This window comes from Sporosarcina sp. Y352, assembly GCF_056786535.1.
The window spans coordinates 289,529-306,493 of record NZ_JBXCJE010000004.1 but is presented as its reverse complement, the minus strand read 5'-3'; the positions used below and the strand labels follow the sequence as shown (position 1 = coordinate 306,493).

General features: G+C 42.5%; 16 protein-coding genes and 1 pseudogene. 12 read left to right on the top strand and 5 right to left on the bottom strand.

Annotated elements, in window-relative coordinates; all coding sequences use genetic code 11:
* The first annotated feature begins 27 nt into the window (after window positions 1-27).
* From AC1TO6_RS09060 to AC1TO6_RS09010, 11 genes are all read left to right on the top strand, one after another.
* Window positions 28-798: a 3-hydroxyacyl-CoA dehydrogenase gene (locus AC1TO6_RS09060; protein WP_482101275.1), complete on the top strand. Its 771-nt coding sequence runs from the start codon at window positions 28-30 to the stop codon at window positions 796-798.
* 95 nt (window positions 799-893) lie between these two features.
* Window positions 894-2,042, top strand: coding sequence for an acyl-CoA dehydrogenase family protein (locus AC1TO6_RS09055; protein WP_482101274.1), 1,149 nt, complete (start codon window positions 894-896; stop codon window positions 2,040-2,042).
* A 3-nt stretch (window positions 2,043-2,045) separates the two neighbouring features.
* Window positions 2,046-3,023, top strand: coding sequence for a CaiB/BaiF CoA transferase family protein (locus tag AC1TO6_RS09050; RefSeq protein ID WP_482101273.1), 978 nt, complete (start codon window positions 2,046-2,048; stop codon window positions 3,021-3,023).
* 28 nt (window positions 3,024-3,051) lie between these two features.
* Complete coding sequence (locus AC1TO6_RS09045) at window positions 3,052-4,674, top strand: long-chain fatty acid--CoA ligase (protein WP_482101272.1); 1,623 nt, start codon at window positions 3,052-3,054, stop codon at window positions 4,672-4,674.
* Window positions 4,675-5,220: 546 nt separating this feature from the next.
* Window positions 5,221-5,832, top strand: a complete 612-nt coding sequence (locus AC1TO6_RS09040; protein ID WP_482101271.1) for a DedA family protein — start codon at window positions 5,221-5,223, stop codon at window positions 5,830-5,832.
* A gap of 7 nt (window positions 5,833-5,839) precedes the next feature.
* Window positions 5,840-6,667: an undecaprenyl-diphosphate phosphatase gene (locus tag AC1TO6_RS09035; protein WP_482101270.1), complete on the top strand. Its 828-nt coding sequence runs from the start codon at window positions 5,840-5,842 to the stop codon at window positions 6,665-6,667.
* A 305-nt stretch (window positions 6,668-6,972) separates the two neighbouring features.
* Complete coding sequence (locus AC1TO6_RS09030) at window positions 6,973-8,604, top strand: M20/M25/M40 family metallo-hydrolase (protein WP_482101269.1); 1,632 nt, start codon at window positions 6,973-6,975, stop codon at window positions 8,602-8,604.
* Window positions 8,605-8,697: 93 nt separating this feature from the next.
* A complete protein-coding gene (locus tag AC1TO6_RS09025; RefSeq protein WP_482101268.1) occupies window positions 8,698-9,405 on the top strand; it encodes a response regulator transcription factor in 708 nt (235 codons plus the stop codon).
* Window positions 9,395-10,756 carry a sensor histidine kinase gene (locus AC1TO6_RS09020; RefSeq protein ID WP_482101267.1) on the top strand — a complete coding sequence of 454 codons (1,362 nt, stop codon included), beginning with the start codon at window positions 9,395-9,397 and terminating at the stop codon, window positions 10,754-10,756. Before AC1TO6_RS09025 ends, AC1TO6_RS09020 begins: the two co-directional genes overlap by 11 nt.
* Window positions 10,757-10,794: 38 nt before the next feature.
* Complete coding sequence (locus tag AC1TO6_RS09015; RefSeq protein ID WP_482101266.1) at window positions 10,795-11,490, top strand: PepSY domain-containing protein; 696 nt, start codon at window positions 10,795-10,797, stop codon at window positions 11,488-11,490.
* An 86-nt stretch (window positions 11,491-11,576) separates the two neighbouring features.
* Entirely contained in the window at window positions 11,577-12,134 is a 558-nt protein-coding gene (locus tag AC1TO6_RS09010) for a PepSY domain-containing protein (protein ID WP_482101265.1), read from the top strand.
* 101 nt (window positions 12,135-12,235) lie between these two features.
* On the opposite strand, the gene AC1TO6_RS09005 is transcribed toward AC1TO6_RS09010, so the two are convergent.
* From AC1TO6_RS09005 to AC1TO6_RS08985, 5 genes are all read right to left on the bottom strand, one after another.
* A complete protein-coding gene (locus AC1TO6_RS09005; protein WP_482101264.1) occupies window positions 12,236-12,970 on the bottom strand; it encodes an MBL fold metallo-hydrolase in 735 nt (244 codons plus the stop codon).
* Complete coding sequence (locus AC1TO6_RS09000) at window positions 12,971-13,435, bottom strand: GNAT family N-acetyltransferase (protein WP_482101263.1); 465 nt, start codon at window positions 13,433-13,435, stop codon at window positions 12,971-12,973.
* A gap of 266 nt (window positions 13,436-13,701) precedes the next feature.
* Window positions 13,702-14,592, bottom strand: coding sequence for a glycine betaine ABC transporter substrate-binding protein (locus AC1TO6_RS08995; RefSeq protein WP_482101262.1), 891 nt, complete (start codon window positions 14,590-14,592; stop codon window positions 13,702-13,704).
* Between the two features lie 2 nt (window positions 14,593-14,594).
* Window positions 14,595-15,248: an ABC transporter permease gene (locus AC1TO6_RS08990; protein ID WP_482101261.1), complete on the bottom strand. Its 654-nt coding sequence runs from the start codon at window positions 15,246-15,248 to the stop codon at window positions 14,595-14,597.
* Window positions 15,245-16,375: a betaine/proline/choline family ABC transporter ATP-binding protein gene (locus AC1TO6_RS08985; RefSeq protein ID WP_482101260.1), complete on the bottom strand. Its 1,131-nt coding sequence runs from the start codon at window positions 16,373-16,375 to the stop codon at window positions 15,245-15,247. Before AC1TO6_RS08985 ends, AC1TO6_RS08990 begins: the two co-directional genes overlap by 4 nt.
* Window positions 16,376-16,686: 311 nt before the next feature.
* Here AC1TO6_RS08985 and AC1TO6_RS08980 point away from each other — a divergent pair.
* Window positions 16,687-16,913 (top strand): annotated as a pseudogene (locus tag AC1TO6_RS08980) (hypothetical protein); the annotation flags it as partial.
* Between the last annotated feature and the right edge of the window lie 52 nt (window positions 16,914-16,965).

Sequence of the window (16,965 nt, the reverse complement as noted above, 5' to 3'; positions counted from 1 at the left end):
GGCGTGATTGAAAAGGGGGATTCAGGGATGGAAATGAATCAGGTTATAGCAATCGTAACAGGTGGAGCATCAGGTCTTGGGGAGGCCACTGTAAGAAGAATAATCGATGCCGGCGGAAAAGCAGCTATTTTCGATATGAATGAAGAGCGTGGATTGGCACTTGCAAATGAGTTTGGGGAAAAAAATGTTGTATTCTTGAAAACGGATGTGGCAAGTGCGGAAGAAGTGGAGGCGAATGTAGCCTCCGTCAAAGAGACTTTCGGGAAGTTAACTGCCGTAGTCAATTGCGCAGGGATTGCGACACCAGGTAAAGTCGTATCGCGAGGTACTCCGATGGGGCTTGAACAATTTGAACAAGTGATACGGGTTAACTTGATAGGGACATTTAACGTGATTCGTGTGGCAGCGGCTGCTATGCAAGAGAACGAACCAAACAAAGAAGGCGAGCGCGGAGTTATTGTAAATACAGCCTCTGTTGCTGCATTCGAAGGGCAAATTGGACAGAGTGCATACAGTGCATCAAAAGGCGGTGTCGTTGGGATGACATTACCGATTGCACGTGAATTTGCGGCATTCGGGATTCGTGTGATGACAATTGCGCCGGGTCTTGTAGAAACACCGCTGTTTGACGGATTACCTGAAGCTGCGCGTTTATCACTTGCTTCAATGGTGCCGTTTCCGAAACGACTTGGCCGGCCGAACGAATATGCAATGCTTGTTGAAAGTATTTTCACGAATACGATGCTAAACGGTGAAGTCATCCGGTTAGACGGTGCGATCCGGATGCAACCGAAGTGATTTGGAAGTCGAGAGTTAAAGATATATCATCGACGAGCGCTGATAGATAACATATATCTTTTTGAAGCACATGGAAAAAAAGGGGGGGTTAACCAGTGGGGAAATACAGATTTGAAACAGATGAGCATGACATGTTTCGGGATTCGCTTCGAAAGTTTCTTCAGAAAGAAGCAGTTCCAAATTATGACTTATGGGAAAAAGAGAGGCTTATTCCGATTGCGTTTTGGAAAAAACTTGGACAAATGGGCTTTCTTTGTCCGCAAGTTGAAGAACAGTACGGCGGGCTCGGACTTGATTTTAGCTACGGTGTCATCATCGGAGAAGAACTCGAACGCGTAGGAGGGGGTCTTACCGGAGTGGGTTTACACAATGATATCGTCGTTCCTTATATCGAATCGTTTGGTACGCCAGAGCAAAAAGCACGCTGGCTGCCGGGTTGTATAAGCGCTGACATTATTACGGCGATTGCCATGACTGAGCCAGGAACAGGCTCGGACTTAGCCAATATTCAGACGACGGCAATAAAAGACGGTGATCACTATGTCGTCAACGGTCAAAAAACATTCATCACGAACGGTATTAATGGGAACCTCATACTTGTCGCTGTGAAAACTGACTTGAAAGCCGAGCCGAAACACCGGGGAGTTAGTTTACTTGTCATTGAAGAGGGAACACCTGGATTCACGAGAGGACGTAAGCTTGATAAAGTCGGTTTGCATTCCCAAGATACAGCGGAGTTATTTTTTGAAGATTGCCGTGTACCTGTATCGAATTTAGTTGGTGAGGAAGGAAAAGGGTTCAGTTACATGATGGAAAAACTTCAGCAAGAGCGGCTTGTTGTCGCGATTGCTGCGCAAATCGCATCAGAAGACATGTTGGAAATGACATTAGACTATGTAAAGTCACGGAAAGCATTTGGCAAACCAATTGGATCATTTCAAAATACACAGTTTAAACTAGCAGAAATCGCAACGAAAGTGGAAATTGGCAAGTCTTTTGTCGAATCCCTAATCGAGGATCATCTTGCCGGTAAAGATGTCGTCACAAAAGTATCGATGGCCAAATATTGGCTTACCGATACAGCGCGTGAAATTTCGGCGGAATGCATGCAGCTGCACGGCGGATATGGCTATATGGAGGAATATAAAATTGCGAGGCGGTACAGGGACATCCCCGTCGCATCGATTTACGCAGGGACGAATGAAATCATGAAGGTCATCATCGCAAAAAATATGGGATTGTAGGAAATGAGTATGTTAAAAGGTATAAATGTGCTGGATGTCACATATTATCTTCCGGGGCCGTATGCTGCGATGCGTCTTGCACATATGGGAGCCCATGTCATTAAAGTAGAACCTCCGGGCGGCGATCCAGCGAAAAACATGAGTGGCGGAATCGTTCATCAAGCAAACAATATAGGGAAAGAATTCGTCACCCTTGATTTGAAAACCGTAGAAGGTAAAGCATCGTTGATAGAACTTATCAAAAAATCGGACGTGCTTTTGGAATCGTTCAGACCAGGTGTGATGAAACGTCTTGGATTTGATTATGACACTGTAAAAGCATTGAAACCGGATATTATTTATTGTTCGATGACAGGGTATGGTCAATCAGGGCTTCTAACTGAAGTAGGGAGTCATGATATTAATTATTTGGCGATGTCGGGAATTCTTTCCCAACTTACTAATCAGGAAGGAAATCCAATTCATCCTCAAAATACACTTGCAGATTATTGCGGTGCAGTTGCAGTTTCAGAAGGTATTCTCGCGGCACTTGTACAGAAGTTTCGTACAGGAGAAGGTGCATTCGTCGACATTGCAATTACTGAGGTATTGGCTGATTTTCAAGGGACGCATCTGGCATACAATGAAAAAGGTATTTCAGATAGAGGTATTCCAGAAATTGATGGTACTACCATTTGTTACGGATTGTATCAGACAAAAGATGGTCGCCACGTTGCGCTTGGGGCTCTTGAGCCAAAGTTTTGGGACAACTTCTGTGAATTTGCAAAACATCCTGAGTGGAAACACTATGCTTTCTATGCCACAGGCACTCTCGAACATTCAGAAGTAAGCGCTTACATCGCAACGATGACATGGAGTGAATGGCTCGCTATTTCATTGGGAACTGATTTTTGTTTGACACCTGTAATGCGGGTCTCCGATTTATCCGAACACCCCTATTGGCAGGCAAAAGGGATAAGGCAAAAAAGTGAAAATCATTAATTCCAACTGAAAAGGAGATGGATGATTTATGATGCAAACACCACTTTTATTATCGTCATTTGTTAAACGGGCTGAACAGTATTTCCCAGACAAATTAATCATTTCGAGGACAGCAGAAAATACAATTCATCGGATACCATACAGAGATTTCGCAAAACGGTCACGGAAACTTGCGGATGCGCTTACGAAACTTGGGATGAAACATGGAACAAAAGTAGGTTCGTTCGGCTGGAACCATCATCGCCACCTAGAAGCTTACTTCGGGGTACCGTGTACAGGTGCGATTCTTCATATGATTAATATCCGTTTGTCTCCTGAACATATTGCGTATGTGATTAACCATGCGGAAGATGAAATATTGCTTGTCGATGATAATTTATTTCCGCACCTATCGCAACTTGCACCAATGTTAAAGACCGTGAAACATTACGTCATTATGGGGGATAGTAAAGAAACTCCAGAAACATCGCTTAAAAATGTGCATTCATACGAAGCTTTGCTTGAAGCTGCGTCAGATGACTACGTATTCCCAGAGGATCTTGATGAAAATACGCCGGCGGGCATGTGTTACACATCCGCAACAACTGGAAATCCAAAAGGAGTCGTTTATACACACCGTGGGCTTGTGCTGCACAGTTATGCACTGGGGCTGGCTGATTCGATGGGTATAGGGGAACGGGATGTTGCTATGCCAATCGTTCCGATGTTCCACGCGAATGCTTGGGGAATGCCTTTTGCAGCCGTCTTCTTTGGCACTACACAAGTTTTAACCGGTCCTGGCTTCAATCCAGCGCTCATCCTTGATTTAATAGAGCAGGAAAAAATAACGCTTACTGCAGGTGTGCCAACAATTTGGCTGGCAGTATTGAAAGAACTTGAGCAAAATCCACGGGATATCTCGTCATTGCGTGCTATTGTCAGCGGCGGATCGGCTTCACCAAAAGGTTTGATTCGTGCATTCGAAGAGAAACACGGTGTTCCATTTATTGTTGGCTATGGTTTAACAGAAACGACGCCGCTTGTTAGTTTGTCAGTTTTTACATCGAAAATGGATAATTTAACAATGGATGAGAGAATTGAAATGCGGGTACTCCAAGGGTTAACAATGCCGGGACTCGAGGTTCGGATTGTTAAAGAGGGTAAAGAAGTGGCTTGGGATGGCAAAACAATGGGCGAATTAACGATCAAAGGTCCTTGGGTTGCGAGTGAGTACTATAAAGATGGTGGAACTGCTATAGCCTTTCAAGACGGATGGTTCCATACTGGAGATATCGCAGTAATCACAGAAGACGGTTACCTCAAGTTGGTGGATCGCACGGCTGACTTGATTAAAAGTGGCGGTGAATGGATTTCATCCGTTGATCTTGAAAACGCGCTGATGACCCATGAAGCTGTATTCGAGGCGGCGGTGATTGCGGTGCCACACGAAAACTGGTTGGAGCGTCCGCTTGCTTGTGTTGTTTTACAAGAGGGACAAAAAGCAGACGAAGAAATGAAGAAGCGATTACTAAGCTATCTTGAAAATCAATTTGCAAAATGGTGGGTTCCGGACGACGTTATTTTCATGAATGAGATACCGAAAACATCTGTAGGTAAGTTCTTGAAAAGAGCTTTGCGTGATCAATTGACTGTGAATCTCGAAGAAGAATGAATGTGGGCCATCCGGTAAATATCGGATGGCTATATTTTTGTTGACATGGTCAGTGTGGATAACTTTTTCCGAAAGTAAAGATTTAATCAAATAGTTCTGTGGATAAGAAGTAATTTTCTGAAATTATCAACAATTTCATTAAGTTATCCACTTCAAATGAGGATAACTTAATAAAAAACAAAGATATCCACATTTTAAAAGTATGTTTTTAAAATCAAGGCATAAAATAGGAGATATTCGAATTAGGGAGCAGTGACGTGTTTAAATCAGGAACTTTGGGCATTAGATGAAGAATTTCTGAAATTGAACAGCGAAATTATTTCAATCAAACTATCTATCAATGGTAAAAGAAAGTCCATAAAATAATTCGTTGATACCGTTAAAATCGAATGCAGAAAAAATGAACTCATAATTGTACCTCTTCTTGCGTAAAATACATTACAGAAAACGAAACTTCTAGTCGTGCTGAATCGTCCTTTCTGCTGTCGAACTCTATTTGCATAGAGGGCCCATATTTAGTAAAGTAATAGATGGCGGTGGAGCAGCATGGAAAATTGGATTACTGAATTTATGAGCCAGTTTGGTTATTTTGGCGTGTTTTTATTAATTATGATTGAGAATATCTTCCCACCTATACCATCTGAAGTTATTTTAACGTTTGGTGGTTTCATGACGACGTATTCAGATATGACGCAGTTGGGTGTCATCATTACTGCGACAGCTGGATCGGTTGTCGGCGCGATGATTTTGTATAGTATCGGGTCATTTCTCGATGTGCCACGTCTTGAGAAGATTGTCGATCGATGGGGATCTATTTTGCGTCTTACTCGAAAAGACATTCACAGGGCGGACGCATGGTTCGACAAATACGGTCCTTGGACAGTACTGCTTTGTCGTCTTGTCCCACTGATTCGGAGCCTTATTTCGATTCCGGCAGGTATGTCGGGTATGAATTTCCCACTATTCATTCTGCTAACAACAATCGGCAGCTTGATTTGGAATGCAACACTCGTTTCCATCGGCGCGGCAGTCGGTGATAATTGGGAGTCAATCGTCCACTACATGGATATTTATTCGAACGTGGCGTATGTATTAATAGGAATTGGCGGTATAGCGGTATGTATTTGGTACATTCGCTACCGTAGAAAGAGAGTGTAACTAACCTATGGAATTATTTGATTTGATCAAAGCGTTAATACTTGGATTCGTTGAAGGGATGACGGAGTTTGCACCGGTGTCATCGACAGGTCACTTGATTATTGTCGATGATATGTGGCTGAAAACAACTGAGTTTTTGGGTGATCGTTCGGCATTCACATTTAAGATAGTTATTCAATTGGGTTCAATCTTAGCCGTTGTTATCGTTTTCTGGAAGCGCCTATTCAGCTTGGTGGGTCTCTATAAAATTGAAGGTCAAAAAATGAATTCTAGCTTCAACTTAGCACACGTCATTGTTGGCATGTTGCCAGCAGTTATTGTTGGATTTGCACTCAAAGATTATATAGATTTAAAGCTATCGGGTGTTGAAACGGTTATTTTTGCGCTAGTTGCCGGTTCAATTCTTATGATTGTCGCGGATAAGTTCGGACCGAAAAAACCGTGGGTGAACACATTGGATCAGATAACATACAAGCAGGCATTCACGGTTGGTCTTGTTCAGTGTCTTTCCCTATGGCCAGGATTTTCGCGCTCGGGCGCAACGATTTCGGGTGGCGTGTTGTTCGGCATGAACCATAAGACAGCAGCTGATTTTACGTTCATCATGGCGGTTCCTATCATGATGGGCGCGAGTCTGGTGTCCATATTGAAAAACTGGGAGCATTTATCAGTTGATGATTTGTCGTTTTACATCGTTGGTTTCATCAGTGCATTTGTTTTCGCACTAATCTCGATTCGCTTCTTCTTGAAGCTTATCTCACGCGTTAAGCTAGTACCTTTCGCTATCTACCGGCTTGTATTGGCGGCAGTGTTAGCATTTATTGTGTTTTTATAAGAAATTGAAACGACTCCTGCACATTATTGCGCAGGAGTCGTTTTGCGTTTTTGTTAACACTGTCTGCCTTAATCAGTTAAAATGGGATTAGATGTTATTAAGCAAATAGACTCCTTTACAATTCCGAAAAGACTAATCGAAAACGGTAGTGTTGCTGCTGTTCCTGGAAGAACCTCATCGAATATGGAGAAGGATATATTCGAATTACTTATACCTACGTACTGCTTTTCCTTGAAACGAAACTGAATCTTTCAGAGAGACTTTTATCATAACCGTACTATATTTCACTTATGGGAGGTTTTAGAATGGAACACCGTCTTTGGGATACACCTTCTACTCTTCGTGAGTTGTTGTGTGAACTCGTTAGCTGGGATAGCCGCACGTTAACAGAGGGAGAGACTACATTTGCTCCGAAGTTAGTGTCGAAATTAAATGAATTGGAGTACTTTCAAGATAATCCAGACAAGATAGCCCTTCACGATGCGGGCCTTGGTCGTCAAAATGTCACTGCTTTGTACAAACATCCTAAGGCGACTGAAACAATAGTTCTTCTAAGTCACTTCGATACCGTCTGGACGGAAGAATATGGTGTGTTAGAACCTTTTGCGATTTATCCCGAGATGCTGACAAAAATGCTATCAGAACCTAAGCATAATGCGGATCTACCGGAAGTTGCCCGCGATGATCTGAAGACGGGGAAATATCTATTCGGTCGCGGTACGATGGATATGAAAATGGGACTAGCGCTTCACATGCAGCTTATCGAAAAAGCGAGTGTAGAACAATGGCCGATTAATCTGTTGGTGGCGACTGTTGCTGATGAAGAAGTGAACTCAGCGGGCATGCGTTCCGCTGTCAAAGAACTTGTCCGCATTCGTGAGGAACAAGGCTTAACCTATAAACTGTTTTTAAACAGTGAACCATCATTTTCACAGAGTCCGACGGATATCGAAGAATACATTTACTCAGGAACAATCGGTAAAATTATGCCAGCTGCCTTATTTTATGGAAAAGAAACACATGTCGGAGAGCCACTAAAAGGGATAACCGCGAACTATATTGCATCATTTCTTACACAGCGCATGGAGTGGAACGAATTGTTCCGTGAAACGGATCTTGGAGAAACTACGCCGCTACCGGTTTCATTGCAACAAAAGGATTTGAAATTGCAATATTCAACGCAAACGCCTTATCGTGCAGTTGCGCTTTACAATGTCTTTTTGTTTAAGCGCACGGCCACTGAAGTAATGGAGTTGTTTGAGCAAGTGGCATCTGAAGCGATGGATGCTTGCAATGACGGATATAAGCTCATTTGTAATCGTGAACAAGTGACGGGTGTCGGGGAAGTGAAAGTGTTGCGCTACGAGCAGCTGCTGGAATACGCGGTTCAAAAGTTAGGGTTTGAAGAAATTGAACGCTTGAAGCAAGAGTCGCTCGATAACGCCGATTGGGATGATCGTGAAAAGTCACTGCGCATCGTCGATAATCTGATGATCCAATGTCAAGAACTTGCACCAGCTACTGTGCTTCTTTACGCACCGCCTTATTATCCGGCTGTAAACTCGTCGAATGATCCGCTTGTAAAACATTCAATTGAATTAATGAAAGAGACTGCTGGGAAATTAGGTAATAAAATTGGTCAAATGCATTACTTCAATGGTATCTGTGACTTGAGCTATGTCAACTACGATGACATAGAAAACGGCTGGAGTGCATTTGAAAGCAACACACCAGTATGGGGTGATACGTACAGCATTCCCTTTACTGAGATGGCTCAATTGAAAGCACCCGTGCTCAACGTAGGGCCATTCGGGAAAGATGCTCACCAACGTACTGAACGATTACACATAGACAGTGCTTTTGTCGAAATGCCTGTTATGTTAGAAACCCTTGTAAAGAGTATGTGTATCGTCGAAGGCGAATTGGACGCTGTCTAATGATTATGGAAAACGGAGACACTCGGAATTGGCGAGAGTCTCCGCTTTTTGCGTAAGTCTGTTAAAATGAAAGGAAAACGGTAGGTGGGCTAAATGACTGAGCAGATTTTGATTATCGAGGACGAAGAAAACATCGCACGCGTCCTGCAGCTAGAACTCGAGTTCGAAGGGTATGGGACGGGTATTGCGCATACAGGACCAGACGGGCTTATTAAGTACCGCGAACAACAGTGGGATCTTGTTCTACTAGACCTCATGTTACCTGGATTGAATGGACTTGACGTGTTACGGAGGATCCGCGCAACGGAAACAGACACGCCTGTCATATTGCTGACAGCGAAAAACGACGTTAAGGATAAGGTAGCGGGTCTTGACCTTGGCGCAAATGACTATGTGACGAAACCTTTCGAAATCGATGAATTGCTCGCAAGGATTCGGTCGGCGCTCAGATTCTCGAAACCTGCAGAACTCTTAGTGAAGGAAGACGAATACCTTCTAGAGTTCTCTGGTTTGTCACTTCACGAACAAACACGTGAAGTGAAACGAAACGGTCGTTCCATCGAATTGACACCACGGGAGTACGATCTTCTACTTCATCTCCTAAAGCACCCAAACCAAGTGCTGTCACGCGAACAGTTGCTGGATGCTGTTTGGGGATACGATTATTACGGTGAAACAAATGTCGTTGATGTCTATATCCGATATGTCCGAAAGAAAATTGAAATAGGAGAAAAAAGCACACTTATCCAAACGGTACGGGGTGTTGGTTATGTTTTAAAGGAGCAGGTCAATGAAGCTTAAAACGAAAATCCACCTTTTATCCACATTGCTAATGCTCGTCATCTTAACGTTGACAAACATAGGTGTTTATTTTGTGTATGAAAAAATGGCGTTTGACACGGAATATAGTCAGCTGAAGGCCCAATCTGTAGATCTTATTGGTTCTCTCAGCCTGATGACCGGACAAAACGATCCGGCTACGGTGCTCCATACCTACAGGCCGCCGAATGGTGCGGTCCGTATTTTGGATCCAGCGGGTAAGGTGAAAGTGGAGTCCTCATCGGCGGAAGGGATTAAGAGTTACCAACCTGAAATAAAGCCCGGCGAACGCTACTCAATCGGTGAATTTGATAATACACCGATACTTACAATGCGTGAGCCAGTCATTTGGACAGACGGAAAAGTGGTTGAACTGCAAATGATTCAACTGCTTAGCGATGTAAAATATAATTTAAGTCTGCTCAAGTTGATTCTCCTCGGAGTAACCTTTATCGCAATGATTCCGATTACGCTTTCGAGCGCTGCGCTTGGGCGTATTGTGATACAACCCATTGATAACCTTATTAAAACAATGTCGCAAAGCCGGCAAACAGGGACATATGAAAAAATTGAGGTATCGGCTGAAGGAAAAGACGAAATGGCACAGATGGGTCGCGAGTTTAATGACATGATGGAGCAGCTTGAGGGCAACTACAAAAAGCAGGAGCAATTCGTTTCCAACGCTTCGCATGAATTAAAAACGCCACTCACCGTTATAGAAAGCTATGCACGACTCCTATCACGCCGCGGGTTTGAAAACCGTTCGGTAGCAGAAGAGGCAGTTGGGGCAATCCTCAGCGAATCTATTCGGATGAAGGACATGATTGAGCAGATGCTTCAACTGGCAAGAAGCCATGAACAATCCGAATTTAACTTTGCGGAAACTGATATTCATGCGTTAGTCAACAAGACCTTGCAGCCAATGCGCCAAGCATATGCGAGGGATTTTATCATGGAAGGGAACGGTTCTTCGGTTGCAGTGACAGATGATGAAAAGCTCAGGCAGCTCTTATTCATTCTTCTGGATAACGCACGGAAATACAGTGAACGAGAAATCAAAATAACGATTACTGAAACTGAAACAGCTATTTCCATTACTGTCATTGATTATGGAAATGGCATTTCTGAGGAAGCTCTCCCGCATCTTTTCGATCGTTTCTATCGGGTTCATGAAGACCGAAACCGAAAAACTGGTGGAACCGGACTCGGACTGGCAATCGCCAAAGAACTTGCAGATGGTCTTGGTGCAGAACTGAAAGTCGAGAGCATAGTTGGTATGGGAACGACCTTTCGAATCATCATTCCCAAAAAACGGATTCTCACCGATTTTTAATGTTCTCGTCGTATGATAAACGAGAGGAGGCAACTAGTATGCACTTTTTGAAAAAGCCTTGGTTCATTCCCATCTTGTTAACCTTAGTCATTCTAATGGCGGGCGGATTATATATAGGAAGTTTAATTACCAAGAAAGAACCGATAGCGTCTGATGATATCCGAATTCATCTTGAGAGCATGTATGGTGGAACTGTCGAACAGATTGCCATTGACGGCGGTGTATATAAAGCGGAAATGAACCGAAGCGGAGCGTCTTATACAGCTGAAATCGACGCAACGACGGGAAGTGTTATTTCACTCCTTCAGAATTCTGAAATGAAGGAAGAGATTCCGCAAGTAATTTCTGAGACTGAGGTGGAGGAAATTATTGCAGGGGATTATGACGGGGAAGTTGAACGGATTTCATTGAATACAAGCTCTGAAGCTCCGGTTTACGACGTGAAGCTGTCGAAGGACCCGAAGTTTACAAAAGTGACAATCGACGCAATCACTGGTAAAACAATCTCAGAAGTTGTAAAGAAAACGACAGGAGAAAATGCACTTATTACAAATGAGCAGGCGATTGCAATTGTGCGTGAACAACTTAAAGGTGAAATAGATGATGTATCGTATGAAAAGTCGGACGAAGGTGGCTTTTATCTAATCGAAATCGAAGCAACTGACGGTCGGGATGGCACTTTCCAAGTTCATGCCATTTCCGGAAAAATAATGTCCGTCACATGGGATGATTGACTCTCATCATATTCTAATAATCCTCACAATGTCTTCTCATCTTCGTCGAGTAATATGAAGGTAATAACAAAAGGAGGAGATACAAGATGAAGAAATGGTTAGCTATTCCGGCTTTGGCCGGTGCATTAGTATTAGTCGTAGGTGGAGTTGCAATGGCTGGAAACACGGGAGAAAGTTTGAAGGTCGTGCCGAAAGATTTATTGTCGGTTGAGGAAGCTGAAACGATTGCGGTGAAATCAGTTGGCGGTAAAGTGACGGAAGTTGAATTGGATCGTGAAAAGTCAAGGGCTATCTACGAAGTCGAGGTAAGATCGAACGGTATTGAATATGATCTTGATATCGATGCAAAAACAGGTAAAGTTTTGCGTACAGAAAAAGATGATTATGATAATGACGACTTTGATGACGATGATTATGACAATAATGTCAGCGGTTCTGATAGTAAATTCATAACAGAAAAAGCTGCTATCGAAATTGCGATGAAACAAGCAAAAGGGACAGTAACAGAAATTGATATGGATGAAGATGATGATCGTGTCATCTATGAAATCGAAATTAGAGATGGTAAATATGACTATGATTTCGACATCGATGCAATTTCAGGTGAAGTGCTGGAGTTTGAAAAAGACCGCGATGACGATTGAAGTAAAAAGGGGCTGTTATTGAACAGCCCTTTTCCTATGGAGAAAAACGAATCTCCCTTGTTTACAATTTGTACACCTTGTAAACAATATGTACACTTTGTTTACATTTCGTACACTTGGCCAACTTCAGCGAGTTCAGTAGACCCATCATATACAGCAACAGCCGCTTCAAGGATCTCATTGATATTCCCGTGTAATGGCAAGTGGGTCAGCACGAGTTGCTTTGCTTCCGCCAGTTTCGCGAGCCTTCCTGCTTCACTGCCTGTCATATGTCCTGGCGCCTTACCAAGGTGTTCTTCATATAAATTGGCCTCGCTAATTAACAAATCCGTCCCGCGTGAGAATTCAATAAGTTCATCGCGCCATTCTGTATCTGCGGTGAGTACGATGGAACAATCGCCCACACTGAATTTCATCGCCAGGCAATGGACGGGGTGTATGGTACGACAAAAAGACACTTCAAATGGACCGATTTGAACAATATCATCTTCCGAAATACCAATGCCTACTGTCTGACCTTTGTATGAAAGTTTCTCGAAATTCTCTTGATCCAATATGTGTCCGTAAATCGGTAATGGGGACGCTTGATGGCCAAGATAGAAATTAATGATTCTGCTGAATTGCAGGCTTCCGACATCGGCAATATGATCCGCATGATAATGGCTGATGACAACTGCATCTAGTTTTTCCAAAGGTAAATAATTTTGCAATGAGGAAAGTACGCCGCTACCACAATCAATGAGGCAATGAAAACCATCATGTTCTATTAAAAAAGAAGATGTTGCGCTATTTGCTTTTGGATATCCGCCCCAGATGCCGATTGGTGTAATCTTCATTTAAAGTGTCCTCTTAATTACTTTGGCTAAGAAAACAAATTCAATATTTTCACGAATCGTTTCTAGTTTATATTGTTCATAGCCTAGTGATTTATACAGATGAATATTGCTTAAACTCTGTGATCCGGTATATAAATCAAAACGTTCACAAGTAGGAAAATAGTCTTCAAGCCCAAGCATTAACTTTTTGGCGATACCCTTGTTTTGATAATCAGGGTGAACCATCAATCTTTGTACATAAACAGTACCTTCTTTTTCGTCTCCCCTAACAGAACCAACTATTTCACCGTCTACGACAGCTTTTAATATGGTTTTTTTCTTGAAATCTTCCCTTGTTTCATCAATTTTTTCTATGAGCGGAGCGATTTGATAGTTATTATACATTTCGGCTTCTCTCAAATAAGCTACTTTTTGAATGTCTAAAATCGTTTGTGCATCGTCTGTTGTTGCTTTTACAATATTCATAAACGTTAATTCCCCTCTTAGTGGATTTTTTGAGTATAAAATAGAGTGTGATTGCAATTCAATTATGGCGGTTGCTGCTGATTTCATCATAGCAGAAGTTGACAGAGCGGTAGGATTTGGAGAGCCGTTATGAGAAGAAATTATTACGAATTGCCATGATATCTTACTGAGTGTCGACCAATCATATATGTTGGAATACGCGGTTTGTGCCTGTTATAACTATAAAAAACGCACCCCTTATCTAGTATAAGAGGTGCGTTCCTAGTTTATTTCTTTTCAATTAAACCTGCTTCAATAAGGAATTCTTCTGCGACTTTTTCAACCATCATGCCGTCATTATCGACTTTTCCATTCATCTTCTGCATCGTCTCTTCGTTGATCGTGCCTTCAAGCGATTTGAGTATTTCTTCAATTTCAGGATACTCTTTAAGTGCTTCTTTCCTTACAAGCGGGAGCGCATGGTACGGTGGGAAGAAAGATTGGTCATCTTCCAGTACACGCAGGTCGTACATTTGTAACTGTCCGTCGGTTGTATACGAGTTAATAACGTCTACTTCACCGGCGTTAATGGAACGGTACATAATACCATGGTCCATCCCTTTAACTTCTTTAAAGTCAAGATCATATGCTTTTTGGAATCCAGGCAGTCCATCCGGTCGGTCGATAAATTCGAATACCGCGCCTAATGTGAAGTCCTTCGAAACTTTAGCAAAGTCACTGAATGTCACTAGGTCGAGTTCTTCTGCTACTGGCTCGTCCACTGCGAGTGTATACGTATTGTTGAAGCCGAATGTGTTGAAAGCAATCATGCCATCCTTATCAACGAGCCGTTTCGTGGCAGCTAACGTTTCATCCGCTGTCCCGGGTTCTTCATGATAATAGGTAAGGACGATTGTCCCTGTATAGTCGGGTATAACGTCAATAAGACCGTCCAACATGGCTTTCCACACGACGCTGGACCCGCCAAGGTTTTCTTTATAAAGGACGTCAATATCTGTTTTGTTTTCTATCAATTGCCCCATCACATGTGACAATATGATACTTTCCGTATTGTTACGAGAACCAAGTGTCAGGGAATCTTTTTCGATGAAAATACATCCTGACAGCAGGCTTGCAACAAGTATTGAGGATATTATTAATTTGAATTTATTTTTCATTCTTACTTCAATCCTTTCGGCGTAGTCCAACGTTCAATTCCACCGAAGAGCGTTTCCAGGATAATCGCTAAGATTGCCGCAGGGATTGCCCCAAGTAAGATCAGACCGTCAATTCCACGTGTGATACCGAGGAAGATGAAATCACCGAGTCCGCCTGCTCCAATGAAGGCTGCAAGTGTTGCTGTACCGACATTAATAACGGCAGCTGTACGTATACCGGCCATAATGACAGGAATCGCAAGAGGCAGTTCCACTTTAAACAGGATTTGCATGCTAGTCATACCCATCCCTTTTGCTGCTTCAGTGGTAGCTTTATCGACGTCTTTAATACCTGTGTAGGTATTGCGAATGATCGGTAGTAATGAATATAGGAATAACGCAGCAATAGCCGTTTTCACACCGATTCCGAAAATTGGGATCATGAAACCAAGCAAAGCAAGACTTGGAATTGTCTGCATGACGCCTGCACCGCCAAGTACAACTGTCGTGAGCTTCGGAACGCGTGTAATCAAAATACCTAGAAAAACACCGAGTACGATGGCAATAAGCATCGAGAAGAAGACGAGTTGAATATGGACGGATGTCGCTTCAAGTACTTCTTTCCACCGCATCTGTGTTTGTTCAGCGAGTTGTTGCCAAATATTTAAGTCATTCATTCGATATCCCCCATTTCTGTCCACTGACTGGACATGGCGGATAACAGCGAACCGCGTGTAACGACGCCTACTAATTTTTGTGATTTATCGATAATCGGGATTATGCCGTAAGGTGCTTCATCCATCATGACAATGGCATCTTTAGCCGTTGCGGTATCATAAAGGAATGGTTCTCGAGTCACCATGATTTCTTCGATTTTTTTAATATCATCTAATTTTCTTATAACGTCATAAGCCGACACGATTCCAATTAATTTCTTGTCATCATCGACCACAATAAGGTTCGTAATTTTACGCTTGCGGATAAACGAAAGTGCCTTCTCTGGAGACCATTGAGGAAGGGCAGTGAAAACCGATTCTGACATGATGTCAGTAACTGGCATGAGTCCGGGATTTTGGATAATCCGATGTTTTCCTATGAACTCTTCTACAAAGCCGTGGGCTGGATCATGAAGTAATTTCTCTGGGGTGTCCAACTGCAGTAGTTTTCCGTCTTTCATGATGGCAATGCGATCGCCCATTTTCAGCGCTTCATCCATATCATGTGTTACGAAGACAATCGTCTTTTTAAGTTTTTTGTGTAATGAAAGTAATTCGTTTTGAAGCTGTTCGCGTGTAAGTGGATCTAGTGCGCTGAACGGTTCATCCATTAAGATTACATCTGGATCTGCTGCTAACGCTCTTGCAATACCAATACGCTGCTGCTGGCCGCCTGATAGTTCTTTTGGATAACGACCCGCAAAAACCTCAGGATTTAGACCGACCAATTCAAGAAGTTCATTGACACGGGCTTTAATTTCTTTGTCATTCCAACCTTTTAGCTGTGGTACAATTGCGATATTTTTTTCAATTGTATAGTGGGGGAAAAGTCCGATTTGCTGAATGACATACCCGATATTTCGGCGTAATTCAGAGGCATTGTAGGAGTTTGTATCCTTGCCATTAATAGTGATTTTGCCACTTGTGTGGGGCTCCATCCGGTTAATCATTTTCATAGTTGTCGATTTCCCTGAACCACTTGGTCCGATGAGGACGAGTAATTCGCCTGCTGGAATATCGAAATTGACAGATTTTACTGCTTGAAATCCGCCGTCATACACTTTGCTTACATTTTCAAATTTGAGCATGTTTACCTCCTGTGGTTTTTTACAACAAAAATATTTCCGAATTATAGATGAAAAAATCAAACGGAGTTAAAAAAAAGCAGACAATTTGCACTCCCGATAACGTTCGGGGCGATGTCTCTTTCAATCAGCATAACATATTCTGGTCGGTTTTTCAGAATTATTTTGCTTATTGCCCCGAAAATGTCCAAATTGCCTGTTTGTTATGCGGTCCTTCACAATGGAATAAATAGAAGGGAAGTGCATTAGAAATGGATATGACAATCTACGTTGTTGAGTACGATCTAGCAATTTTTAATTCATGAACAGAACGACTGAGTCAGTGGTCTTTTAGTGTAAAGGGTCCGGCAGATTTTCATAATGTAATCCGATGGACGTGGTTATGGCCATGAATATAGGTGCGGATGATTACATTCAGAAACCATTTCATTCAGATGTTTTGCTGGCAAAAATTCAGGCACTCCTCAGACGGATATATGCGTACGGAGAATTAGCGCCGGATGTGCTTGAATGGAACGGAGCGATGATTGATATGAAACGTAGTATCAGAAAGAGTTGCTTAGGTTAAAAAACGCCAGGAATCCAAATTGATT

Bases quoted from the DNA above. Each gene is read 5' to 3' on its own strand.
- AC1TO6_RS09060 (WP_482101275.1), top strand. From the start codon at position 28: ATGGAAATGAATCAGGTTATAGCAATCGTAACAGGTGGAGCATCAGGT.
- AC1TO6_RS09050 (WP_482101273.1), top strand. From the start codon at position 2,046: ATGAGTATGTTAAAAGGTATAAATGTGCTGGATGTCACATATTATCTT.
- AC1TO6_RS09045 (WP_482101272.1), top strand. From the start codon at position 3,052: ATGATGCAAACACCACTTTTATTATCGTCATTTGTTAAACGGGCTGAA.
- AC1TO6_RS09040 (WP_482101271.1), top strand. From the start codon at position 5,221: ATGGAAAATTGGATTACTGAATTTATGAGCCAGTTTGGTTATTTTGGC.
- AC1TO6_RS09035 (WP_482101270.1), top strand. From the start codon at position 5,840: ATGGAATTATTTGATTTGATCAAAGCGTTAATACTTGGATTCGTTGAA.
- AC1TO6_RS09030 (WP_482101269.1), top strand. From the start codon at position 6,973: ATGGAACACCGTCTTTGGGATACACCTTCTACTCTTCGTGAGTTGTTG.
- AC1TO6_RS09025 (WP_482101268.1), top strand. From the start codon at position 8,698: ATGACTGAGCAGATTTTGATTATCGAGGACGAAGAAAACATCGCACGC.
- AC1TO6_RS09020 (WP_482101267.1), top strand. From the start codon at position 9,395: ATGAAGCTTAAAACGAAAATCCACCTTTTATCCACATTGCTAATGCTC.
- AC1TO6_RS09015 (WP_482101266.1), top strand. From the start codon at position 10,795: ATGCACTTTTTGAAAAAGCCTTGGTTCATTCCCATCTTGTTAACCTTA.
- AC1TO6_RS09010 (WP_482101265.1), top strand. From the start codon at position 11,577: ATGAAGAAATGGTTAGCTATTCCGGCTTTGGCCGGTGCATTAGTATTA.
- AC1TO6_RS09005 (WP_482101264.1), bottom strand. From the start codon at position 12,970: ATGAAGATTACACCAATCGGCATCTGGGGCGGATATCCAAAAGCAAAT.
- AC1TO6_RS09000 (WP_482101263.1), bottom strand. From the start codon at position 13,435: ATGAATATTGTAAAAGCAACAACAGACGATGCACAAACGATTTTAGAC.
- AC1TO6_RS08995 (WP_482101262.1), bottom strand. From the start codon at position 14,592: ATGAAAAATAAATTCAAATTAATAATATCCTCAATACTTGTTGCAAGC.
- AC1TO6_RS08990 (WP_482101261.1), bottom strand. From the start codon at position 15,248: ATGAATGACTTAAATATTTGGCAACAACTCGCTGAACAAACACAGATG.
- AC1TO6_RS08985 (WP_482101260.1), bottom strand. From the start codon at position 16,375: ATGCTCAAATTTGAAAATGTAAGCAAAGTGTATGACGGCGGATTTCAA.